Annotated in this window: 24 protein-coding genes and 2 tRNA genes; 18 read left to right on the top strand and 8 right to left on the bottom strand. The window is 67.8% G+C overall.

The window, feature by feature from the left end; translation table 11 throughout:
• The first annotated feature begins 28 nt into the window (after positions 1 to 28).
• Positions 29 to 826 (top strand): class I SAM-dependent methyltransferase, encoded by a 798-nt coding sequence (locus EV643_RS15590; protein ID WP_133800768.1) that lies wholly within the window; start codon positions 29 to 31, stop codon positions 824 to 826.
• Between the two features lie 123 nt (positions 827 to 949).
• The gene (locus EV643_RS44860) at positions 950 to 2,005 is read left to right on the top strand and encodes a hypothetical protein (RefSeq protein WP_202869564.1); all 1,056 of its coding nucleotides are present in this window, start codon (positions 950 to 952) and stop codon (positions 2,003 to 2,005) included.
• Between the two features lie 99 nt (positions 2,006 to 2,104).
• Here the strand turns inward: EV643_RS44860 and EV643_RS15580 are convergent, their stop codons facing one another.
• The 3 genes from EV643_RS15580 to EV643_RS15570 form a co-directional block, all read right to left on the bottom strand.
• Positions 2,105 to 2,962, bottom strand: coding sequence for a TrmH family RNA methyltransferase (locus tag EV643_RS15580; RefSeq protein ID WP_133800767.1), 858 nt, complete (start codon positions 2,960 to 2,962; stop codon positions 2,105 to 2,107).
• Entirely contained in the window at positions 2,874 to 4,133 is a 1,260-nt protein-coding gene (locus EV643_RS15575; RefSeq protein WP_133800766.1) for a hypothetical protein, read from the bottom strand. Before EV643_RS15575 ends, EV643_RS15580 begins: the two co-directional genes overlap by 89 nt.
• A 181-nt stretch (positions 4,134 to 4,314) precedes the next feature.
• Complete coding sequence (locus EV643_RS15570; RefSeq protein WP_133800765.1) at positions 4,315 to 5,313, bottom strand: LacI family DNA-binding transcriptional regulator; 999 nt, start codon at positions 5,311 to 5,313, stop codon at positions 4,315 to 4,317.
• Between the two features lie 165 nt (positions 5,314 to 5,478).
• Between EV643_RS15570 and EV643_RS15565 the strand changes: the two genes are divergently transcribed.
• From EV643_RS15565 to EV643_RS15550, 4 genes are read left to right on the top strand one after another with little or no spacing between them, the layout of a single operon-like run.
• On the top strand, positions 5,479 to 7,386 hold the full coding sequence (locus EV643_RS15565) for a glycoside hydrolase family 127 protein (RefSeq protein WP_133800764.1): 1,908 nt from the start codon (positions 5,479 to 5,481) through the stop codon (positions 7,384 to 7,386).
• Between the two features lie 2 nt (positions 7,387 to 7,388).
• Positions 7,389 to 8,699, top strand: coding sequence for an extracellular solute-binding protein (locus EV643_RS15560; RefSeq protein ID WP_202869563.1), 1,311 nt, complete (start codon positions 7,389 to 7,391; stop codon positions 8,697 to 8,699).
• Positions 8,696 to 9,628, top strand: coding sequence for a carbohydrate ABC transporter permease (locus EV643_RS15555; protein ID WP_133800763.1), 933 nt, complete (start codon positions 8,696 to 8,698; stop codon positions 9,626 to 9,628). Before EV643_RS15560 ends, EV643_RS15555 begins: the two co-directional genes overlap by 4 nt.
• Positions 9,628 to 10,458, top strand: a complete 831-nt coding sequence (locus EV643_RS15550; protein WP_133800762.1) for a carbohydrate ABC transporter permease — start codon at positions 9,628 to 9,630, stop codon at positions 10,456 to 10,458. The genes EV643_RS15555 and EV643_RS15550 overlap by 1 nt, the downstream gene beginning before the upstream one ends.
• Here the strand turns inward: EV643_RS15550 and EV643_RS15545 are convergent.
• Together EV643_RS15545 and EV643_RS15540 are read right to left on the bottom strand one after the other, a co-directional pair.
• Complete coding sequence (locus EV643_RS15545) at positions 10,426 to 11,682, bottom strand: TerC family protein (protein WP_133800808.1); 1,257 nt, start codon at positions 11,680 to 11,682, stop codon at positions 10,426 to 10,428. The two genes, EV643_RS15550 and EV643_RS15545, sit on opposite strands and share 33 nt — an antisense overlap.
• Positions 11,683 to 11,792: 110 nt before the next feature.
• Complete coding sequence (locus EV643_RS15540) at positions 11,793 to 12,359, bottom strand: helix-turn-helix domain-containing protein (RefSeq protein ID WP_133800761.1); 567 nt, start codon at positions 12,357 to 12,359, stop codon at positions 11,793 to 11,795.
• Positions 12,360 to 12,398: 39 nt separating this feature from the next.
• Between EV643_RS15540 and EV643_RS15535 the strand changes: the two genes are divergently transcribed.
• The 4 genes from EV643_RS15535 (at position 12,399) to EV643_RS15520 (ending at position 14,626) form a co-directional block, all read left to right on the top strand.
• Complete coding sequence (locus EV643_RS15535; protein ID WP_133800760.1) at positions 12,399 to 12,923, top strand: GNAT family N-acetyltransferase; 525 nt, start codon at positions 12,399 to 12,401, stop codon at positions 12,921 to 12,923.
• Between the two features lie 26 nt (positions 12,924 to 12,949).
• Complete coding sequence (locus EV643_RS15530) at positions 12,950 to 13,453, top strand: GNAT family N-acetyltransferase (RefSeq protein ID WP_238165606.1); 504 nt, start codon at positions 12,950 to 12,952, stop codon at positions 13,451 to 13,453.
• A gap of 121 nt (positions 13,454 to 13,574) precedes the next feature.
• Entirely contained in the window at positions 13,575 to 14,207 is a 633-nt protein-coding gene (locus EV643_RS15525) for a nucleotidyltransferase domain-containing protein (RefSeq protein ID WP_133800758.1), read from the top strand.
• Positions 14,204 to 14,626, top strand: a complete 423-nt coding sequence (locus EV643_RS15520) for a hypothetical protein (RefSeq protein WP_133800757.1) — start codon at positions 14,204 to 14,206, stop codon at positions 14,624 to 14,626. The genes EV643_RS15525 and EV643_RS15520 overlap by 4 nt, the downstream gene beginning before the upstream one ends.
• A 16-nt stretch (positions 14,627 to 14,642) precedes the next feature.
• On the opposite strand, the gene EV643_RS46455 is transcribed toward EV643_RS15520, so the two are convergent.
• Positions 14,643 to 15,494, bottom strand: coding sequence for a M23 family metallopeptidase (locus EV643_RS46455; RefSeq protein ID WP_133800756.1), 852 nt, complete (start codon positions 15,492 to 15,494; stop codon positions 14,643 to 14,645).
• Positions 15,495 to 15,904: 410 nt separating this feature from the next.
• Between EV643_RS46455 and EV643_RS15510 the strand changes: the two genes are divergently transcribed.
• From EV643_RS15510 to rpmG, 4 genes are all read left to right on the top strand, one after another.
• Positions 15,905 to 16,849 carry an NAD-dependent epimerase/dehydratase family protein gene (locus EV643_RS15510; RefSeq protein ID WP_133800755.1) on the top strand — a complete coding sequence of 315 codons (945 nt, stop codon included), beginning with the start codon at positions 15,905 to 15,907 and terminating at the stop codon, positions 16,847 to 16,849.
• A 157-nt stretch (positions 16,850 to 17,006) separates the two neighbouring features.
• Positions 17,007 to 17,079 (top strand) — tRNA-Thr (locus EV643_RS15505).
• Between the two features lie 50 nt (positions 17,080 to 17,129).
• A tRNA-Met gene (locus EV643_RS15500) sits at positions 17,130 to 17,203 on the top strand.
• Positions 17,204 to 17,261: 58 nt separating this feature from the next.
• Positions 17,262 to 17,429, top strand: a complete 168-nt coding sequence (gene rpmG / locus EV643_RS15495; protein ID WP_133800754.1) for a 50S ribosomal protein L33 — start codon at positions 17,262 to 17,264, stop codon at positions 17,427 to 17,429.
• A 70-nt stretch (positions 17,430 to 17,499) separates the two neighbouring features.
• On the opposite strand, the gene EV643_RS15490 is transcribed toward rpmG, so the two are convergent.
• Both EV643_RS15490 and EV643_RS15485 read right to left on the bottom strand, forming a co-directional pair.
• Positions 17,500 to 18,144: an NYN domain-containing protein gene (locus tag EV643_RS15490; RefSeq protein WP_133800753.1), complete on the bottom strand. Its 645-nt coding sequence runs from the start codon at positions 18,142 to 18,144 to the stop codon at positions 17,500 to 17,502.
• A gap of 170 nt (positions 18,145 to 18,314) precedes the next feature.
• Complete coding sequence (locus EV643_RS15485) at positions 18,315 to 19,073, bottom strand: (2Fe-2S)-binding protein (RefSeq protein WP_238165595.1); 759 nt, start codon at positions 19,071 to 19,073, stop codon at positions 18,315 to 18,317.
• A gap of 79 nt (positions 19,074 to 19,152) precedes the next feature.
• Between EV643_RS15485 and EV643_RS15480 the strand changes: the two genes are divergently transcribed.
• The 4 genes from EV643_RS15480 (at position 19,153) to EV643_RS15465 (ending at position 22,656) form a co-directional block, all read left to right on the top strand.
• Positions 19,153 to 19,575, top strand: a complete 423-nt coding sequence (locus EV643_RS15480) for an FAS1-like dehydratase domain-containing protein (RefSeq protein ID WP_133800752.1) — start codon at positions 19,153 to 19,155, stop codon at positions 19,573 to 19,575.
• The gene (locus EV643_RS15475; RefSeq protein ID WP_133800751.1) at positions 19,572 to 19,979 is read left to right on the top strand and encodes a MaoC family dehydratase; all 408 of its coding nucleotides are present in this window, start codon (positions 19,572 to 19,574) and stop codon (positions 19,977 to 19,979) included. The genes EV643_RS15480 and EV643_RS15475 overlap by 4 nt, the downstream gene beginning before the upstream one ends.
• On the top strand, positions 19,976 to 21,007 hold the full coding sequence (locus tag EV643_RS15470) for a UDP-N-acetylmuramate dehydrogenase (protein ID WP_133800750.1): 1,032 nt from the start codon (positions 19,976 to 19,978) through the stop codon (positions 21,005 to 21,007). The genes EV643_RS15475 and EV643_RS15470 overlap by 4 nt, the downstream gene beginning before the upstream one ends.
• Before the next feature lie 86 nt (positions 21,008 to 21,093).
• Entirely contained in the window at positions 21,094 to 22,656 is a 1,563-nt protein-coding gene (locus tag EV643_RS15465; RefSeq protein WP_133800749.1) for an alkaline phosphatase D family protein, read from the top strand.
• Positions 22,657 to 22,674 lie beyond the last annotated feature (18 nt).

Raw genomic sequence — 22,674 nt, 5'->3', positions numbered from 1 at the left:
TCGGCAACCGGACGAAGGGGTCCAGGAGATGAGCAACGTCTACACGCACGGCCACCACGAATCCGTACTGCGCTCGCACCGCTGGCGGACCGCCGAGAACTCGGCCGGCTACCTGCTGACCCATCTACGGCCCGGCATGTCCCTGCTCGACATCGGCGCCGGCCCCGGCACGATCACCGCCGACCTGGCCGCCCTCATCGAACCCGGTCGCACCACCGCACTCGAGGCAACCGCTGACGCCATAGCGATCACCCGCGCGACGATCGCCGAGCGGAAGTCGATGAACGTCGACTTCGTCGTCGGTGACGTCCACCGGCTCGATCTCCCGGACAACTCGTACGACGTGGTCCACGCGCACCAGGTCCTGCAGCATGTGGCCGATCCCGTGCAGGCGTTGCGGGAGATGCGCCGGGTCTGCAAGCCGGGCGGGATCGTCGCGGCGCGGGACTCGGACTACCACGGGTTCACCTGGTTCCCCGAACTGCCCGAGCTCGACGAGTGGATGGACCTGTACCAGCGTTCGGCCCGCGCCAACCATGGCGAACCAGATGCGGGCCGGCGGCTGCTGTCATGGGCCCAGGCGGCGGGATTCGAGCAGGTCGAGGCGACGGCGAGCACGTGGGTCTTCACCACTCCTGAGGATCGCGGCTGGTGGGGCGAGATGTGGGCGGACCGCGTACTCCAGTCGGATCTGGCGCGCCAGGCCCGCGCGGCCGGCGTACCGGATGAGTCGTTGCGGCGGATCTCGGACGGCTGGCGGGCGTGGGCCGCGACACCGGGCGGTTTCCTCAGCATCCTGCATGGCGAGATTCTGGCGACTGCGTAACTCCTTGTAACGAACGTGCTCCCGCAGCGATAAAGGGTCCGTTGGCGGTGTGGCCGGCCGGGGGCCCTGGGGAGGGATGGGCCGGCAGAAGAAGCCGCCTGTTCGTCCTAGGGGGACAACTGAATGCGCTACAAACCTGCAGCAATCGGGCTGGCGGCGGTGGCGATCGCCGCGGTCGCCCTGACCGCACCCGCACAAGCCAAGCCCCCCGCAACCACGAGCGCGACCACTACGGCTGGTGCGACCGCCGCGGCTGCCGCGACCAAGGTGGTGACGGCGGCGATCCAATGGGGCCAGAACGGCGACATCCCGGTGGCGCGCTCGTACGTCGGGGACAGCCGGTACGAGCTCGCCGTGTTCCGCCCGAGCAACGGGACCTGGTACATCCGCGGCGGCAGCACGATCAAGTTCGGCCAGGCGGGCGACATCCCGGTACCAGCCGACTACACCGGTGACGGACGGGCCGAGCTGGCCCTGTTCCGGCCGTCCAACGGCTACTGGTACGTCCGTGGCGTCGGCCAGTTTGTCTGGGGGCAGGCGGGCGATATCCCGGCTCCGTCCAACTATGTCGGTGACAGCCGCGCCGAAGCCGCTGTGTTCCGGCCGTCGCTGGGCCGCTGGTTCATCCGCAACGCCGCGACGATCAACTGGGGCGCCGCCGGCGATATCCCGGCACCTGCTGACTACGTCGGCGACGGCCATGCCGACCTCGCCGTCTTCCGCCCGTCGCTGGGCCGCTGGTTCATCCGGAACGCAGCCCAGATCTCGTGGGGCCAGAACGGCGACATCCCCGCACCCGCGAACTTCGTCGGCAACGCGAAGGCGGATCTGACCGTCTTCCGTCCGTCCACCGGCGTCTGGTTCATCCGCGGCGCAGGCAACATCACCTGGGGCCAGAACGGCGACCGCCCCCAACCCGCCAACTACGCCGGCACCACGGCCACCGACCAGGCAGTCTTCCGCCCCAGCAACGGCTACTGGTACCTCCGCTACCAGGTCGAAACGACACCGCCTCCGCCGCCACCGCCGGAGTGTGACCCGTCGTACCCCGACTTCTGCATCCCGCCACCGCCGCCGGACCTCAACTGTTCTGACATTCCGTACCAGAACTTCACTGTGCTTCCGCCGGATCCGCACGGCCTCGACGGCAACCACGACGGCGTCGGCTGTGAAGGCTGACCGCTGAAAAGCCACCGGCCCCCGAGTAGCAGATCGGGGGCCGGTTCAGGTCAGGGTCGGGACCTTGACCAACAAGCGGGGACCTTGAACAAGAAATACCTAGTTCACGGTCCCCAGTTGTTGTTCAAGGTCTGGCTTCGTGCGAGGCGCCTGGATGCGTTGGCGGGAGGCTTCGTAGAGGACTGCGGTGGCGGCGTTGGCTGCGTTGAGGGAGCTGGCGGCGCCGGTCATCGGGATGCGGACCAGGTGGTCGGCGAGTTCTCGCCAGGCGGCGCTCAGGCCGGTGGTCTCGTTGCCGATCAGGAGCAGGGTCGGCTGGGTGAGGTCGAAGTCGAACACGTCCATCGTGCCGTGTTCATCGGTGCCCACGACAACGATCGGTACTCCGCCCGTGCGCTGCTCCTCGACCCACTCCATCACCTCGCGCTGCGACGGCACGCGGACCGCCGGCACCGCGAAGATCGATCCCGTACTGGCCCGCACCGACTTCGGGTCGTACGCGTCGGCCGCGTGCCCGGTGACAATCACCCCGTCCGCCCCGAATGCGTCAGCCGACCGAATGATCGACCCGATGTTCCCCGGGGTTGTCGCCCGATCGAACACCACGCCGAGGAACTCCGGGCCGACCTTGATCCGGTGGAGGTCGTCCGGGGGGAGCTCGACAACGGCTACTACCTCGGCCTCGTCTTTCTCGCTGAGGTCGGCGAGGAGTTCCGGCGCCATGCTGACTCGTTCGGCGGTGGGGTGGGTTTGGAGCAGGTCCCGTGCCCAGCGGGACAACGGGCGATCGGCGTCGTGGATCAGCGCCCGCAGGACCCAGCCGTGTTCAGCCGCGAGACTGATCGGCCGGACGCCCTGAACCAGGAACTCACCCGCTCGCTGCCGTTTGGTCCGGTTGGTCAGCAGCGCCTGCCACACCTGGAATCGCGCATTGCGGTTTCCGATCCGCGTAGCCATGCACCCTCCGCCGCCCTCGCCATCTGATCAGCCCCAACAGTACGAGGACCGGCAGCCAGAGCAGTATCAGCCACGGCACGCGCCACCACCAGGAGCCGCTGTAGAGCTCCGGCTGCTCGTCGGCCACCAACGGTCGTGCCGTCGCGGACCAGGCCACGAAGGCGTCACCGATCGGCAGCAGACCGAATGCGTACCGCTTGGTTCTCAGACCACTGACGGGCAATCCAATGAGGTCCCCTTCCCGGCCGAGCTGATCCGCGAGCGGGTCGTGCTGAACCCGCGCGGCACCCATCGTGACAGCCGTCGCCGACAAACTGATCCCGAGCAGCAACGGCCCGGAATCCACGTCACCCTTCCCGCCGATCCCCTTCGGATACTCCCGGACCCCCACCTTGGTCACGAACCGCTCCCGGAACACCTCGTACTGCGAACGGGCGAACCCGGCGTCGATCTCGACCAGGAACCGGTGGATGATGCTCTGCGAAGTCGCCCGGGCCCCGGTGACGACCGGTGCGGCCTGGTGCGGCATCAACCCGGTCTCGGGATCGAGCTGCTTCTTCACGGCGGCGATCCACGCGGACGTCGTTCGAGCGAACCGGGGCGCCACGAGTTCGTCGTACAGGCTGAGGGAGGCCATCGCGATGGTGGAGTCGACCGGCCAGGCCTGCCCCGGATACGCCTGCAGATAAGGAGTTTTGGACCTGCGGAAGGCGGACGCGAGCTCGACGGAAGCGCTGGTGTACTCGTCGATCTCCCTGGCCTCGGACTGCTTGAGCGCGATCAGGCCGCCGCGGAGCCAGTTGGTCCAGCCGGCGTGGAAGACGCCGTACCGCGGCCGGAGCGAGGGGTCGAAGGGGGCGGTGCCGTCGGGTGATTTGATCCGGTCGAGGGCCCAACGTGCTTGCAGTGCCGCTTCGGGCGCTCGCGCGCTGTCCTCCAGGCCGACCTGCACCCAGGTCAGGCCGTACAGGACGTTGAGGAAGAAGTAGCCCTCCGGGAACTGGCGCTGCGCGTCATGATCGGCGCCCGCCTCGATCTCCTCGCGCAGGTAGCGCAGCTGCTTGACCGCGCCATCGGCTGCGTCATCGCGCGGCAGGACGAGCCGAGCAGTACCAACCCCCGCCACCAGAACGGCAAAGGCCGCGATCCCCACCAGCAACTTCCGCAGCACGCGACCAACGTAGAGCCCCGTGTACCCCCTCCGGAACCATTCGACACTAATCGAGACCCGTGTCCACCCAATGAGATTGAGCAACACGCACAGTCGTTGAAACCCACCTGAACTCCAGGCGAACGGCCGACTACCTCCGCGATCCAGTCGCAGGTTGCCGATGCCATGAGGCCGGCTGAGATCAGGTGCCGAGGGTGGATTCGCGGGGGATCAGCCGGGTGGGGAGAGAGTGGACACCGGGCGCAGGGGTGCCGGAGATCGCATCGAGAAGGAGGTGGGCTGTGCGGCGGCCCAACTGCTCGAGCTCGAGGTCCACGGTGGTCAGGGGCGGACGGCTGGCGAGGGCCATCACGGACCAGTTGTCGTAGCCGGTGACGGCGATGTCTTCGGGGACGGCTCGGCCGAGTTCGCGGAGACGGTCGCAGACGCCGCGGGCGATCTGGTCGCTCCCGCAGGAGATGGCGTCGACGTCAGGCGCCGTGCGGAGCAGGACGTCGACGGCGTGGCGGCCCCAGCGTTCGCTCCACTCGCCGTGCAGGGGTTCGCCGACCAGGGCGTCACCCGCCGTCTCTACGGTGGCGGCGGCTCGGGTCAGGGCACTGCGATGGGTCGACGGGCCGCTGATGTGGGCGATCCGGCGCCGGCCGAGGGCGAGCAGGTGCTGCACCGTGGACGAGGCGCCGCCGTGGTCGTCGACCATCACCGACGTGTCCTCGGGATTGGTCGAGGCGCTGAACGCATAGACGACCGGGATCGGTACGTCGATCGGTGGCCGCGGCTCGGTCCGTCGGCCGGTGACGATGATGCCGTCGACGCGCCGGGAGACCAGCGACTTCAGATAGTGCGACTCGCGCAGTGGGTCGTCGCGGGTGTCGCAGAGGACGAGCGCCATCTCGCCGGCGCTGAGGGCGTCCTCGGCGCCGAGCATGATCGGGATGCTGAACCGGCCCGAACTGTCCGTGGTGATCAGCCCGACCGTGAAGCTGCGGCCCGAGGAGAGCGCGCGACCCCGGCTGTCCGGGGTGAACCCGAGTTGCTCGGCGGCGCGGCGTACTCGTTCGCGGGTTTCCGGGCGGAGTTGGCCGGTGTCGTTGAGGGCCTTCGAAGCGGTGCTGGTGGAGACACCGGCCAGGGCGGCCACGTCCGTGATCCGCGGCAGCGAAGGTCCCCGCGATGCCATCCGGACCTCCCTCCACAAGCTTTCCGGACTTTCCGAGCTGGGTAGCGGAACGATACCGCATCCGGCCGGAATTCTTGGGTATCTGGGGTCTTGACCGGGCCGCCGCAGCTCTCTACCTTCAAGAAAAACGTTTTCCGGATTTTCCGCAACCTCAGGAGTCGCCTGATGAGCGCAGTCCCGGATGCCCGTACCACCGTCCGCAATCCAGCCGCCACCGGTCGAGGCAGATGGCGCCCGGCCGGCCTGCGGGAGGCCCGGATCACCGGCGGTTTCTGGGCTCCCCGACAGCTACGCAACGCCGAGCACGCGATCCCGGCCGGCCAGGACCAGCTGGAGACGGCCGGCAACCTGCAGAACCTCCGGCTGGCCGCCGGGATCGGCGAGGGCGAGGCAATCGGCCCGGTGTTCGCCGACTCGGACGTCTACAAGTGGCTCGAGGCCGTCGCCTGGGAGTACGCCCGCAACCCCTCCGAGAACCTGCTCGAGCGGCAGCGCGAGCTCACCGCGATCGTCGCCGCCGCGCAACGCGAGGACGGCTACCTCGACTCGGTCGTCAAGCTCCGGCAGGGTGACGAAGGCCGCTACACCCAGCTCGTCTGGAGCCACGAGCACTACTGCGCGGGTCACCTCATCCAGGCGGCCGTCGCCCAGGTCCGCTGCACCGGCGACCGCGAACTCCTCGACGTCGCGATCAAGCTCGCCGACCACCTGGTCGCGACTTTCGGCGACACCGAAGATGACAAGACCCGCGACATCGACGGTCACCCCGTGATCGAGATGGCCCTGGTCGAGCTGTACCGCGAGACCGGCACAAGCGCGTACCTCGAACTCGCGACCTGGTTCGTCGAAGCCCGCGGCCACGGCATCATCCAGAACCACGGCCACGAACCCGGCTACTTCTCCGACCGCGTCCCCGTCCGCGAGGCGACCACAGTCGAGGGGCACGCAGTACGGGCCGTCTATCTCGCCGCCGGTGCGACCGATGTCGCCCTGGAAACCGACGACAGGGCTCTGCTCGACGTGTTGAAGCAGCAGTTCGCGCACATGTGGTCGACCAAGACGTACGTCACCGGTGGCCTCGGCGCCCGGTGGGAGGGTGAGTCGTTCGGCGATGAGTACGAGTTGCCGGCCGATCGCGCGTACGCCGAGACCTGCGCCGCGATCGGGGGCATCCAATGGGCTTGGCGGATGCTCCTCGCGACCGGCGACGCCTTCTACGCAGACGCGATCGAGCGGATGCTCTACAACGGCTTCCTCGCCGGCGTCTCCCTCAGCGGCACGGAGTACTTCTACGTCAACCCGCTCCAGCTCCGCGGCGCCGCGCACCCCGACAACAACCGAAGCCCCGCGCACGGCCGCCGCGGCTGGTTCGACTGCGCCTGCTGCCCGCCCAACATCATGCGCACCCTCGCCAGCCTCGACGGCTACCTCGCCAGCACCGGCTCCGACGCAGTACAGCTCCACCAGTACGCCGAGGGCGTGGTGACCGTGGATCTTCCAGACCACGGCACGGTCGAGCTCGAGATCCAGACGGCCTACCCCTGGGAGGGCGCGGTCACCGTCACCGTCAAGCGGGCGCCGAGCACACCTTGGGCCCTGGAACTGCGCATCCCGCAGTGGGCGGAAGGCGCGACGGTCAACGGCGAGCCTGCGGCGGCTGGGACCTATCACCGCATCTCGCAGCCAACCGGCAAAGTGGCGTTGCAGTTGCCGATGGCAACCAGAGTTGTCGGCGCGGATCCACGAGTGGACGCGGTGCGTGACTCCGTGGCGCTCGAACGCGGTCCGCTGGTCTACGCGGTCGAGCAGATAGACCAGCAGGCGAACGTAGACGACCTGCACCTCATCCCCGACGCGACCGTTGCCCACAGCCACGAATCCGAGCTGCTTGACGGCGTCACGGTCCTCACCGCGCGGGGTCGAACGGGCACCGGCCACACACCAGGCACTTGGCCATTCCGGGAGGGCAGCATGGACGGCGTCGGCGAAGAGGTCGAGGTCAAGGCGATCCCGTACTACGCCTGGGCGAACCGGGAAGTCGGCGCCATGCGTGTCTGGCTTCCCCGGGGCTGACCGTGCTCACCCGTAGGAGGTTCCTCGGTGCGGCGGCCGCGACGGCAACGGCAGCCGCCCTGCCCGGTTGCAGCTCGGTCCTCCCCGAACCCGATGTCAGTGCGGCCGGGTTCGGGGAGAGCGCCACCGGTACGGTCCGGGTCTGGTGCCGGGCGGCAACGCAGAGCGGTCTGACCACGTTGGTGGAGAGGTTCAACGCGTCCCAGGATCGGCTCACCGCCGAGCTGACCCCAATCCTGGACGCGCAGTACGTGACCAAGCTGGCGACGGCGATTCGGGGCCGCAGCGTGCCCGATGTGGTCGACATCGACGACATCAACTCGATGCTGTTCATCTACCGCGACGCCTTCACCGATCTCACCGAACCGCTGCAGGCGTTGGACTTCCGGGACAAGCTCAGCCCCGGACACCTCCGCCTCGCGACCAGGGCCGACCGCGTGTACGGCGTACCGTATCTGGCCGACAACTCGATGTTCTGGTTCAACACCGAGCTGTGTGACCGGGCCGATGTGGATCCCGATCAAGCGGTCCAGTCGTTCGACGCGCTCCTCGAAGCAGCACGGAGTCTTCGCAAACTGGGCGACGACATCTACGCGTGGAGCTTCCCCGCGAACAGTCCGGGTGCGCTCGGATTCGTAGTACAGCCGATGATCTGGGCAGCGGACACCGACCTGATCAAAGGGGAGATCGGGCAACAGTCCGGCAACATCGTCGGCAACGACGTCGTCCAGCAGATGCTCGAACTCCATCGGCAGCTGTGGGTCGACGGCCTGGTCCCGCGGGCGAACTTCTCCGACGACGCGAGCCGGTGGGGTAGCGACTTCCGGGCCGGCAAGATCGGCATCTTCCCGTCCAACTACAGCGTGGTCGTGTCGGGTTCGGACGAGGCGTTCCACGCCAAGATCGCGCCTCGGTTGCTCAGTGGACCGCAAGGCGGAGCGGCGTTCTTCGACGGCGGCGACAACATGTGCATCCCGCGGGGCGCGCGGAACGCGTCCGGCGCCTGGGAGTTCATGAAGTTCGCGCTCGACCTGCCGCAGCAGGCGGAGCTGCCCGCGGGCGGCTACACGCCGGTCCGGTCGGACGTGGCGACCGCCGAGTTCGCGAAGAAGTTCCCGCTCGGCACGTTGCCGCTGGAACGCATCGAGGAGGGGTACGCCCCGACCACGCTCTCCTACAACCTGCTCTACAACCAGCCGGACGGCCCGTGGCTGCAGATGTTCCGCCGGGCAGTGTTCGACGGCGAGCTGGAGGCCGCCATGAAGGAAGCACAGGAGTCGTACGACCGGATCCTCGCCCAGGGGCAGGCATGATCACCGCCCGCTCCGCCGCCCGCCGCCCGTACCGGAGTCCGGCCGTATCGACCCGGCGGACCTCGCTGACCCATCCGCCCCGGACCGGGCTGCTCCTGGTGACGCCCGCTGTCCTGTTCGTCGCCGTCTTCGTCCTCGTCCCGCTGGCGTTCGCGTTGGTGATCTCGCTGACGAACTGGCCGCTGATCGGCGATGTCCGGTTCAGCGGTTTCGACAACTACACGGCGATCGTCTCCGACGCGGCGTTCGCCAAGTCCGTGCTGTACACGCTGCTCTACACGGTCATCGTGACCGGGCCGATCCTGGTGCTCGGCTACGCGCTCGCGGTCCTGGTCCGGCGCAAACGGCGCGGCTCGACCCTGTTGCGCACGGTCTTCTTCCTGCCGTTCGTGGTCGGCCTGTCCACGCTGAGCTTCATGACGGTCCTGGAGGCCCAGCCGGACAGCGGCGCGATCAACATCCTGCTCCGCGGTCTCGGCATCACCGACGGTACGACGGCCTGGCTGGTCGACGGGCCGCTCGCGACCGGGTTGATCTGCGTGCTGGTGATGTGGGGCGTCTCCGGGCTGACCATGATGTTGTTGATGGCCGGCATGCAGGCGATCCCGCGCGAGTACTACGAATCGTCCGAGCTGGACGGAGCGACGTGGTGGCAGCAGGAACGGGAGATCACCATCCCGGTACTGCGCCGGACGATCGCGATGGCGGTGATCATCTCGGTGGTCGGTTCGCTGCTCGCGTTCACGCAGTTCTACATCCTGACCCGGGGTGGTCCGGGTACGGACACCACGACCGTCGTCCAGTACGTCTACAACCGGGCCTTCGTCCAGCTCCAGCTCGGTGCGGCGACCGCGTTGTCGATCGTGCTGGTCGTCGTGGTCGGGCTCGTCACCGCGTTCCAGTTCTGGCTGCTCCGGGAGAAGGACTGATGAGGCTCAAGAACGTCTTCTATGTGATCGGCGGAGGCGGCGCGTTCCTGGTGTTCGCCGTACCGTTGCTGTGGGCCCTTTTCCGCTCGGTCCAGCCGAACGAGGTTATCGTGGCGGCGCCGGACGCGTCGACCTTCTTCCACCTGACCTGGGACAATTTTCGCACCCTGATCGAGGGACCGGGCAACCTAATCCGGGCTGTGGGCAACAGTCTGGTCGTTGCCCTGAGCACCGCGGTACTGACCGCAGTACTGGCGACGCTGGCCGGATACGGGTTCGCGCGATTCCGGTTCCGCAGTGGGCCGGTGTTGTTCGCGCTGGTGGTGGTGTCGATGATGATCCCGTTCCAGGCGATCTTGACACCGCTCTACCTGGAACTGAACGTGCTGCGGCTGACCGACAGCCTGTTCGGGCTGATCCTGTTCTACACCACGGTCAACCTGCCGTTCGGGGTGTTCGTGATGCGGAACTCGTTCGCCTCGGTCCCGGTCGAGTTGGAGGACTCCGCCCACGTGGACGGTTGCGGCACGCTCCGGATGATCGGTTCCGTACTGCGTCCGCTGGTGACGCCTGGTGCGGCGACAGTCGCCCTGTACGCGTTCCTGGCGGCGTGGACCGAGTTCCTCGGGGCGCTCACGTTCCTGACCCGGGACGAGCTGTACACGTTGCCGGTCGCACTGGTGAACGTCCAGGCCGGCGCGTACGGCGAGGTCAACTTCGGATCCCTGGTCGCGGGATCGGTGATCGCGATGATCCCGTGTGTCGTGCTGTACGTCGGGCTGCAGCGGTTCTACGTGTCAGGACTCGCGTCGGGAGCTGTCAAGGGGTAGCGGATCCGGGCCGAGCACGGATGGATCCGGGTGCTGGCCGTTGGCGATCGCGGCGTCGTGGCTGTCCGCGGCCGCCCGGCAGAGCTCAATCAGCTCGGGTTCGTTCTTGACGATCCGCTTGGCCTTCGGGCCGAGGCTGACGATGTGGTCGCGCGACTCGATCAGCCGCCGGTAGATCCGCTCCCGCTCGACCGGATCGGCGGTGTACTCCGAGTCGAGGTACGCCGTGGCGTCGCGGCGCGCGTTCGCCATCGCGGTCTGGGTCCGGCCCCGGGTGCTGAACAGCGACGTCAGCACGGTGACGACCAGGACGGCGAGGATGACGACCAGCGACATCCCGGTGCTGATCTCGGCCACCTCGATGTGCTCGCCGTTGTTGATGAACGGCACGTTGTTCTCGTGCAGCGCGTGCAGGATCAGCTTGACCCCGATGAAGCCGAGGATCACGGCCAGCCCGAAGGACAGGTAGATCAGCCGATCGAGCAGGCCGTCCAGCAGGAAGTACAACTGGCGTAGTCCGAGCAGGCTGAACGCGGTCGCGGTGAACACGATGAACACATTCTGGGTCAGCCCGAAGATCGCCGGGATCGAGTCCAGCGCGAACATCAGATCCGTGCCGCCGATCGCCACCATCACCAGCAGCATCGGCGTCATCGCGCGGCGCCCGTCCAGGACCGTGAAGAGTTTGTCACCGTCGTAGTACTCGGTGGTGTGGAAGAGCCGGCGGCTGAGCCGGACGATCACGTTCTGCGCCGAGTGCGACTCCTCGGTCGTCGGCTTGAACATGTTGCCGGCCGTGACCAGCAGCGCCAGGCCGAACACGTAGAACACCCAGGCGAAGCTGTTGATCAGCGCCGAGCCGAGGAAGATGAAGCCGGTCCGCGCGATCAGCGAGAACACGATCCCGAACAGCAGCACCTTCTGCTGGTCCTCCCGGGGCACCCGGAAGCTGGTCATGATGATCAGGAAGACGAACAGATTGTCCACCGACAGCGCCTTCTCGGTGAGGTAGCCGGCGAAGTACTCCGACCCCGCCGCGGTGCCGCCGAAGATCAGTACGCCGACGCCGAACAGCAGCGCGATCCCGACGTACACACTCGACCAGAGCGCCGCCTCCCGCAGCGTCGGCGCATGCGCCCGCCGGACGTGGAACAGGTAGTCGAACACCAGTAGACCGACGATCCCGGCGAGCGTCAGCGTCCAGACCAGCGGGGATACATCCATCGTCTCGAGTCCCATCGCGAGGGGTTCGGCGGGCGGCGCGACTACTCAACCATGTCGCGGCCTCGCTGTCGCCGTATTCCTGTTGCTGTGTTCGTGTGGTGGTGCTGTTGTCAGGGGCGACTCTTGACCAGGGCGACCAGGTAGCGGCAATCGGCGTCGGTGGGGTTGTGGAACGTGGTCGGAGTCGGGTGGCCGAGTTGGAGGCAGTCGCCTGCTGCGAGGTCGTGTACCAGGGGGCCCTCGTGGAAGCGGAGCTGTCCTTCGAGGACCCAGAGTTGCTGGGTCTTGAAGATGTAGGCGTCGGCCGGGTAGGAGACGGTAGCGCCGGCCGGGAGCTCGACCTCGACGAGTTCGAGCGGGCCCTCGGTCGCGGGGGAGACGGCTCGGCGGCGGTACCCGGTCGCGGGATCGGTCCAGACCGGCTGGTCCGCGGCGCGCCGGAGGAGGTCACCAGCCCCCTCGGCGCGCGCGACCAGCTCGGACAGCGTCATCCCGAGCGCTCCCGACAACCGCCCGAGCAGTACCGCGGTCGGCTGGGCCTCGCCGCGTTCGATCTTGCCGATCATCGCTCGGGAGACGCCGGACCGCTCGGCCAGCGCGTTGACCGACAGCTCCCGGGCGACCCGGGCAGCCTGCACGGTCGACGCCAGCGAGGCCGACAGCGGATCTGATTCCATGCTTGCCACTATAGCGGCAGTTATAGCTACTATCGTAACATGTCGATCATTCGTGACGCCGTAGCTTCGGCTGATGCCGAGGCTTGTGCGGCGATCTATGGGCCTTATGTCCGCGACACGGCGATCAGTTTTGAGGTTGAACCGCCGACGCCGGCCGAGATGGCCGAGCGCATCCTGGACGCGCAGAAGGCGCACGCGTGGCTGGTGCTGGAAGAGGAGGGGCGCGTTGTCGGGTACGCGTACGGCGTCCCGATGAAACCGCGGCCGGCGTACCGGTGGTCTTGTGAGGTCAGCATCTACCTCGAGCCCGGCCGGCGGCGTACGGGTGGTGGGCGGGCTCTGTATGAGGCGCTGTTCGAGCGGTTGACCTCGCGGGGGTATCGGACGGCGATCGCCGGTATGACGCTGCCGAACGACGCGAGTGTCGGCCTGCATGCGGCGATGGGGTTCGAACCGATCGGCACCTACCGGCGCATCGGCTGGAAGCACGACCGCTGGCACGACGTCGCCTGGGCCCAGCGTTCGCTCGCCGCTGACGACGCCCCGCCGCAGGAACCGCGCTGAATCCTCGACCCTGTTCGTGGGTGAGGATGGAGTGCGTGACCGAGAACCGGGTGACCGTCCGCCGCGCGGTGGAGTCCGATGACGCAGTACTGCTGGCGATCGATTCATTCGCCTGGGATGCCAGCTCGGGTTTCCCGTCCTTCGGCGCCGCCGATCACGACACCTTCTTCACCGAAGCCCGCGGCCCGGACGCCCATCTGGTCGCCGAGATCGACGGCAACGTGGTCGGCTACCTCCGCCTGGAGAACAAGTACCCCTTCGAGGAAGGCGCCGGCGTCCTCGCAATCAACGGGGTCGCGGTCACGGCAAGCGCCCGCGGCCAGGGAGTCGGCTCAGCCCTCCTCGACGCAGCAACCGCCGAAGGCAAACGCCGAGGCGCCCGCAAGCTCACCCTGAACGTCCACAGCACCAACCTCGGCGCCAGGCGCCTCTACGAACGCCACGGCTACGTCATCGAAGGCACCCACCCCCAGGAGTTCCTGATCGAAGGCAACTACATCGACAAACTCAGCCTGGCAAAATTCCTCTAACTCCCGTCCGCCGCCGTCCCCGCCGTCTGCTCCCACCCCTGTTCCGCACGCTCCTGCGTGGAACTTAAGTATTGATATCACTACTATAGTTTTTATATCCAAACAAAAGTAGGGGCGAGCCATGGATCTCTCGCAGCCGATCAGGACCGTGATTCCGTCGCTCGACGGACCGGTGCTCGCGGTGCTCGTGCGGACTTCGCAGGCGCTCACGGGTCGGCGGGTCCACCAGCTGGCGGGGACAGGCAGCGAGCCCGGCGTACGGAAGGTGCTCCGCCGGTTGAGCGAGACCGGCCTGGTGACGGCAGTTGAAGCCGGGGGGAGCACGCTCTACACCCTCAACCGGCAACACGTCGCGGCGCCGGTGGTCGAACAGCTGGTCAACCTGCGGCAGTTCATGATCGATCGGCTGCGAGAAGAGTTCCGTCAGTGGCGGTTGGCGCCGGTGCACGCCAGCCTGTTCGGTTCTGCGGCACGGGGCGACGGTGGTCCGGCCAGCGATATCGACATTCTGCTGATCCACGACCAAGACCCTGCCTACCCGCCGGCCTTGTGGGTTGATCAGGTCAGCGACCTGGCCGAGTTGGTGTACCGGTGGACCGGGAACCACGCCCAGATGTACGAACTCGGCCTCGAACAGCTGGACGAGCACATCGTTGCGGGTGAAGAGATCGTGCAGGAGTGGGTCCGCGACGCAATCACCCTCGCCGGCTTGGACTTCCGCCAGCTTCGGACGGCCCGCCGGAGCCCGCGATGACGCCGAAACCGTCCGGCCGCACGCAGGAGTGCGGCCGGGAGCAGGCGCGTGTGCGACTGACCCAGGCCCAGTCTTTCCTCGAGGTAGCCGAACTCGTCATCGATGAGGAAGGCGATCTGGAGACGGCGGGCGTCGCTGCCGCGCTCGCGGTCCTGGCCGGCATCGCCGCGGCGGATGCTGCGTGCTGCTTCGCGCTCGGCCGACGTTCCCGGGCGCAGGATCATCGCCAAGCCGTACAACTCGTCGCCGAGGTCGGATCAGAAGGCAAGAAGCTTTCCAACGCGCTGGGACGTCTCCTCGACGTCAAGGACGGCGCACACTACGGCGTGGTGTTCGTCGGTGCCCAGACAGCCAAGGGCGCGATTCGCCACGCCAAGGTACTGGTCGACGGCGCCGCCGTCCTCCTCAGGACTGGCTGAGGGGCGACCCGACGTACTAGGGGTTGACGCCGTGGTCGCGTAGCCAGGGTTCGGGGTCGATTTGGGTTGAGCCGTTGAGGAGGACTTCGAAGTGGAGGTGGGGGCCGGTGGTGTTGCCGGTGACGCCAATTGAGCCGACCTGGGTGCCGGCGGAGACCTGGTCGCCGACGGAGACGGTGAACTCGGACATGTGGCTGTACGACGTGACCGTGCCGTTCGCGTGCTGCACCTTCACCTGGCGGCCGTAGGCGCCGGCGTACTCGGCTTGGATGACCTCGCCCGCGAGAACCGAACGGACGGGGGTGCCGAGCGGGGCGGCGAAGTCGAGGCCGGTGTGGTTGCTGGACCAGCGGGAGCCGGCCTGGCCGAAGTGGGCGGTCAGGTGGTAGCCGGTGGTGGGCAGGACGACCTTGGGGGCGGCGGCGCGGGCGGCGGCTTCGGCCTTCGCCTTGGCGATGGCGGCGGCCTTCCTGGCAGCGGCCTTCGCAGCGGCGGCCTTGGCGTCGGCTGCGGCCTTGGCCTTGGCGGCGGCCAGGGCGGCGGCGCGGCGCTTGGTCAGGGCGGTCTGGGCGGCCAGTTGGGCGGCGCGGGCTTGGGCGTCCCGGGCGGCCTTCGTTTCGGCGGCGGCCTTGCGGGCTGCTTCGAGCGAGAGGCGGGTGGTGTCGCGGGAGGCGAGGACGCGGCGCTCGATCCGGGCCGTGGACAGCGCCTGTGCCTGGGCGGCGTCGAGGGTGGTGCCGGCCGTCGAGGTCGTGGGCGCGTTGAAACCGGCGGCGGCGGTTCCGGCAGCGGCGGCCAGGGCGGCCGTGAGGCCGACCAGCTGGATGCCGCGGTGCGGGGTTCGGCGGGCGGTCCGGTGCTTGGCCACGCGGCGGGAAGCGCCCGTACGGCGTGATGCCGGGCGTTCAGTTTCCGACACGTCGTGGTGAGGGGACACGAGAACCTTCCAGAGTCGAGACGCCGCCACGGGAATCCGCAGCGGCCCAACGACCATAACGATGAGGTCACGACGGCCTCAAACGCGGACAGCGATCGGATCGCGGAATCCGGCTACTCCAGGTGATCGCGGGCCTTCACCCGGTCGTCGTTCACGCGTAAACCGCAACGTTCAATAGTTGAAAGCGAGAGTGACCGGGATCACGGAAGTCATGTTCGCTCGCGACCCCATTGAAGCGCTATAGCGCATCCCCGTCGGCTGGGTGTCCGGAGCCGGGTAGGTGGATTCTGCTTGACGCAGACGGCCTATTCGGGCGGCCGGGCGCCGCGTAGTACTGGTGCATGCGGATTGCGATCTTGGGCGGGACCCGGTTCATCGGGCGGGCAGTGGTCGAGCGGTTGGTCGCGGAGGGTCACGAGTTGCTGGTGGTCCATCGCGGCGAGCATGAGCCGGAGGGTCTCCCGCCGACCGCGCATGCTCACGTCGATCGGCATGACGGGCCTTCGCTGGCTGCTGCGGTGAAGCCGTTCGACCCGGAGGCGCTGGTGGATGTGTCGGGGATGAACGCGGCTGCGGCTGATGCTGCACTGGGTGCTGTCGGGGCGGAGGTGAAGCTGGTGGCGATCTCGAGCGGCGACGTCTACCGGGCGTACGACGGGCTGCACTTCGACTGGACCAGCGACGGACTGCCGTTGTTCGAGGATTCGCCGCTACGGGAGCGCCGGTTCGTGGACGGGCGGCAGTACGAGAACCTGGAGATGGAGGAGAGGTGCCTGCCGCGGGGAGCGACCGTGTTGCGGTTGGGGGCGGTGTACGGCGAGCACGACTATCAGCGGCGGTTCGAGTTCGTACTGCGCCGGGTGCGGGCGGGCCGTCGGCGGATCCCGATCGGATCCGGGCAGTTCCTCTTCAGTCGCGTGTACGTCGGGGACGTCGCCGGCGCGGTGTCGTTGGCGCTCGCGGGGGATCACCGCGGGGAGGCGTTCAACGTGGTGGAGCCGGTCACGGCGCCGTACCGGTTGTTCGCGGAGCAGATCCTGGCGGCGGCGGAAGCGGTTGATGTGGAGTTGGTGAGGGTGCGGGACGACCTGCTGCCGGCTGATCTGGCGCTGACGGGTGCGATCGATCAGCACCTGTTGATGGATTCGTGGAAGGCGCGGACCGTACTCGGGTGGGCCCCGGTCGACCCGGCCGAGAGCCTGCGCCGCTCCGTCCGCTGGCATCTGGAGAACCCGCCGGCGGATGCGTCGGACGATTTCGCCGCGGACGACGCCGTACTGGGGTGAATCTGGCCAGACCGGGACGGTGGCGTGGGGCTTGAATTTGGTTCGGATGCACCCTTGGGAACCGGTATGCTTCTCGGGTCGGACTGAGGGGTCGCAGGGTGCGGTCGGCTCGATTTCACATCGAGGCGGCGGACCGTGTAATCTCTCTCCTCGGCCCGCCCCTTTAGCTCAGTCGGCAGAGCGTCTCCATGGTAAGGAGAAGGTCTACGGTTCGATTCCGTAAAGGGGCTCTGAGAATCGCTGTCCCACCTGGTTCGCCGGGTGGGGTGACGGACTCTCTGGCGGGGTAGCTCAGGTGGTTAGAGCACACGGCTCATAATCGTGGTGTCGCGGGTTCGACTCCCGCCCCCGCTACCCACCGATCAGCACTACGAGAGCGCGCATCCGGCGCTCCTGACAAGAAGAGGCAGCAGTGGCCAAGGCAACCGACATCCGCCCGAAGATCACGCTGGCGTGCACGGTGTGCAAGGAGCGCAACTACATCACCAAGAAGAACCGGCGCAACGACCCGGATCGTCTTGAGCTGAAGAAGTACTGCGCCCGCTGCAACGACCACACCGACCACCGCGAAACCCGCTGACCCCAGCACTCTCCGCGAGGGCCGCTTCGGACGCCCGAGGCGGCCTTTTGCTGTGCCCGCCGCCCGTACTTCAGATCCACTTCGCCGGGCGGCGGCGTTCAGCCCGGACCTTGGGGTCGTGGATGACCTCAGGCAGCTGGGAACGCCGCAAGGCGGTTTCGTTAATGCTGAACGACCCGAGGTCGGTGAAGCGTTTGTGCGGCTTGGGATTGCCTGGTGGCATCGCGAGGATCACGTGTTGCTCGGGGCGCACTGCCTTCAGGGCGCGGATCGCGGGTGCGAAATCCGAGTCGGCGCTGACGAGTAGGGTGATGTCCGCCAGGCCGCGAGCCGCGTCCGCGACCATCGCCGCTGCCAGTGCGACATCGGTTTCCTTCTCCTCGTAGGACCGGACCTTGCGGGGACACCCACAGAGCCAGTCCTCCTTGCACTGTTTGCACGGAGCAAGCTTCTTCGGCTTGAACCAGCCGACCTGTATGTCGAGCAGTGGGCCGCAGTGCGCCTTGAGGGTCTCCAGGTAGTGCTTCTGCCGGAACGCTGCGTCCGGCTCACCCTTCACCAGAGCTGTGTAGTACCGGACCGCCACGACCTCATCATCCGGACGGAGCCGTCGGACCAGTTCGACGACATCCAGCCAGAAGTACTTGCGGGCAAACTTGCTCTTCATGCCGTAGTACAGGTTGAAGCCGTCGATGTACGCGGCCACGGATGCCATGGGCGGATCCCCCGTCGATAGACCGTGTCACGGACACGGTGTGTGTTAACATCGTTGTGCTCGATGCCGGTTCGGCCGGCTGGAATGGCCCCCGCAAGGGGGCCGTTTTTTTCTTTCCCCCGGCGACTCTTCTTGTGACGTTTAGTTATACAGACCGTCACAGACAGTTCTCAAACTGTGAGGATGGGGCGGCCGGTGTTGTAGGCGGCGAGGCGGGTGGGGCGGGGGGTTAGGCAGCAGGAGCCGCAGAGGGTGCCGGGGGCGGCGGTGCTGGTGTAGTAGAGGCAGCAGGTGTTGCGGAGGTAGACGAGTTTGCCGGCGGCGGGTTCGACGTCGCCGAGGCGGGCCAGTTCGGCGGGGGCGTTGGCGACGAAGGTCTGCCAGCGTTCCAGGAGGTAGGCGGGCGGGACGGTTTCGGTTTCGCGGGTGGCGGCGCAGAAGGCCATCGCGCATCCGGCTGCGACGCCGCCGTGGAGTTGGCGGAGTCCGGCCCGGGTGCGGCGGTGGAGTTCGGCCGACAGGGGGAGCAGGTGCTGCGTCAGCACCACGTCGTACAGGGTTTGCAGGCCGCCGGGGAGGAATCGGGCGGAGCGGATCGCGACAGCGGCGATGCCGTGGCCGTCGTGCGGGCGGACCCAGAGGTTCTGCGGGCGGATGTCGAGGACCCGGCCTTCGAGGGCCCACAGGAGCAGCGCGGTCGCGGGGGCGCGGCCGGCGTAGAACGACATCAGGCTGAGTGCGTTCGCGTGCGCCGAGGTGTGGCCGGCGGCGTCGTGGTCGCGCTTGAGGAGCTCGGTCAGTTCCGGGCCGTCCGCCTCCAGGATGCGGTCCGCCCGGAGCCACTCGTTGCCGGCGGGTTCGCCGATCTCCAGTTTGTAGCGTGGGGCGTACCGGGCCAACGAGGCCACAGCAACACGTCCTGCCGTCACACGTCCTACCTTCCCGATCGGTCTCAGCGGAGTGGGTGGCGGCACTCGGGCCAACAGTCTGCCAGTAGGGTTACCGGATATGACGATCGACGCCACGATGGTCGGCCGGAGCTACTCGGCGGCCGAGTCCTACCAGGTCGGCCGGGAGAAGATCCGGGAGTTCGCCGACGCGATCGGGGACGCCAACCCGGCGTACCGGGGTGATGACGCGATCGCGCCGCCCACGTTCGCGTTCATGGTCGGCAGCAAGGCGCTCGACCAGTTGCTGGAGGACGGGGAGCTCGGCCTGCGGCTGGACCGGATCGTGCACGGCGCGCAGAAGTTCAGCTACACCCGCCCGATCAAGGCCGGCGACGACATCGCCGCGACCGCGACCATCACCACCGTCCGCAAGGCCGGTGACGTCGAGGTGATCATGTACGAGACCGCTCTCACGACCGTGGCCGGCGAGCCGATCGCCACCTCCACCTCGACCATCACGCACAACCGGGCGGACGGATGAGCGCCGTAGAGGTCGGTACCGAACTGCCGTCGCTGACCGTCACGTTCCGGCGCGAGGACCTGGTCCGGTACGCCGGGGCGAGTGGCGACTTCAACCCGATCCACTGGAGTGACCGGATGGCCGCGTCCCTCGGCCTGCCCGGTGTGATCGCGCACGGCATGCTGACGATGGCGTCGGCCGCTCGGGTGGTGACCGATTGGCTGGAAGATCCCGCTGACCTGGTCGAGTACGGCGTACGGTTCACCAAGCCGGTCGTGGTTCCGGACGACGACAAGGGCGTGAGCGTGACCTTCTCGGCCAAGGTGGACAAGGTCGCGGACGGCCTCGCCGAGATCGACATCACCGCGGTCGCCGGTGAGGAGAAGGTGCTCGGCCGGGCCAGAGCGGTCGTGCGCGTCCCGTGAGTACAAGCACCGACGTACGGCTGGCCGGCCTGACCACGCTCCGGATCGGCGGTCCGGCGGACAAGCTGGTCGAGGTGACCACCGAGGCGGACCTGATCGAGGCGGTCCGTTCGGCCGACGCCGCTGAGCAGCCGGTGCTGCTGCTGAGCGGCGGCAGCAACGTGGTGATCGGCGACGAGGGGTTCCGCGGCACGGTGATCAAGATCGCCACCCGCGGGATCCGGGTCGATGCGGACATGTGCTCGGGCGCGATGGTCCACATCCAGGCCGGCGAGGACTGGGACGTGGTGGTTCAGCGGGCGATCGCCGAGGAGTGGAGCGGTCTGGAGTCGATGTCCGGCATCCCGGGCCTGGCTGGATCCACGCCGATCCAGAACGTCGGCGCATACGGTCACGAGGTGGCCGAGACGATCGCGTCGGTCCGGGTCTGGGATCGGGTCGACAACGCGGTCCGGACCATCTTCGCCGCCGACTGTGGGTTCACGTACCGCAACTCGCGTTTCAAGGCCGACCCGTCGCGGTACGTCGTCCTCGAGGTTGCCTTCCAGCTGAAGCTCGGGGCTCTGTCCGCGCCGATCGAGTACGCCGAACTCGCGCGCGTCCTCGGGGTCGAACCGGGCTCGCGGGCTCCGATGACGGACGTCCGGGAAGCGGTGCTCGGGTTGCGCCGGAGCAAGGGCATGGTGCTCGACGAGGCGGACCACGACACCTGGTCGGCGGGGTCCTTCTTCACCAACCCGATCCTGGACACCCCGGCCGAAGTACCGGCTGGTGCGCCGCAATGGCCGCAACCCGACGGTCGGGTGAAGACCAGCGCCGCCTGGCTGATCGAGCACGCCGGCGTCCCGAAGGGCTTCGCGATCGGGGCCGCCTCGGTCTCCACCAAGCACACCCTGGCCCTCACCAATCGAGGCACCGCCACCGCGAAGGAGATCCTCGGCCTGGCCGCCCACATCCGCGCCCAGGTTCACCAGGGCTTCGGCATCACCCTGGTCAACGAACCCGTCCTGGTGAACTGCAGTCTCTGACCGCAACCTCGCGTTCTCTTGTTCTTCGGCTCCAGGTCCGTTAGTTGTGAGTGACTTACGGCTTCCGACCTGTTGCTGGAGGATTCATGCCAGAGTTGCCCGCCCACCTTGGCCGTCGTCACTTCTTGACTTTGGCCGGCGCCGCGGCCGTTGCCGGCACCCTTGTCCCGGAGGCCAAGGCGACCTCACGCCTCGGCGAGCTGTTCACGTTGGGGGTCGCATCCGGTGACCCGCAGCCGGACGGTGTCGTGTTGTGGACCCGGCTGGCTCCGGAGCCGGTCGCGCCGGACGGGTACGGCGGCATGCCTGCCAGACTCTTCCTGGTGAAGTGGGAGGTCGCCGAAGACCCGCGCTTCAGCAGGATCGTCCGTCGTGGCGTGGAGCATGCAGTCCCGGAGTGGGCGCATTCGGTCCACGTAGAGGTGCATGGGCTTCGGCCGGACCGTGAGTACTGGTACCGCTTCATCGTCGGCGACCAGGTCAGTCCGGTCGGCCGCACTCGTACCGCGCCGGCGCCGTACAGCTGGTTGAAGGAGCTGACCTTCGCCTTCGCGAGCTGCCAGGCGTACCCCGAGGGCTTCTTCACCGCCTATCGGCACATGGCCGACGAAGACCTCGACCTGGTCGTGCACCTCGGCGACTACATCTACGAAGGCGGCGGTCAGGGCACGATCGGCCGGGCGCACATCCCCACCACCGAGGTGTTCAGCCTGGCCGACTACCGAGTCCGGTACGGCCAGTACAAGTCCGATCCCGACCTGCGGGCCGCACATGCCGCCGCGCCCTGGGTGGTCGCGCCCGACGACCACGACGTCGAGAACAACTGGGCCGGCGACATCTCGCAGCTCGACACCGAGCCGGATCAGGACCCGGCCGTGTTCCGGCAGCGCCGGGCCGCGGCGTACCGGGCGTACTACGAGAACCTGCCGCTACGCCGTACGTCGATGCCGCGCGGACCCGAGATGCAGGTGTACCGCCGCCTGACCTTCGGCAACCTACTCCAGCTGAACGTGCTCGACACCCGCCGGTTCCGCTCGGACCAACTGGAGCAGTGCGCCCAGGACTGCGACGGCCGCTGGGACCCGGCCAGGACGATGCTCGGCGCCGAGCAGGAGAAGTGGCTGCTCGACGGACTGGGCCGTTCGTCCGCCCGCTGGAACGTGCTCGGCAACCAGGTCTTCGCGTTCGAGGCCGACCACGACGCGGGTCCGTCGGAGCGCTACGGGATGGACCCCTGGGACGGGTACGCCGCCGCCCGGCAGCGCCTGTTCGACGGTGTGGTCGAGCGCAAGGTGGACAACTTCGTGATGATCACCGGCGACGCTCACCGAAGCGTGGCCGCGGACCTCAAGCTGAACTTCGCCGATCCGTCGTCGCGAACCGTCGGCACGGAGTTCCTCGGTACGTCGATCAGCTCGGGCGGCAACGGGGTCGACATGGACAGCCTCGGGATCACCTGGCTTGCGGAGAACCCGCACATGCGCTTCCACAACAGCCAGCGCGGTTACCAACGCTGCGTGGTGACGCAAAACGGATGGCGGACCGACTATCGCGTCGTACCGCAGGTGACCGTGCCAGGCGGCCCGGTGATCACCCGCGCGGGCGTCACGGTCGAAGCGGGCCGACCTGGGGTTGCCGACGTGTCCTGAAAAGAATTTGCACCAGGA

This window comes from Kribbella caucasensis (assembly GCF_004361855.1).
GTDB classification, from domain to species: domain Bacteria; phylum Actinomycetota; class Actinomycetes; order Propionibacteriales; family Kribbellaceae; genus Kribbella; species Kribbella caucasensis.
Note: the sequence above shows the minus strand (reverse complement) of the source record. Positions and strands in the feature narration are given on the sequence as shown.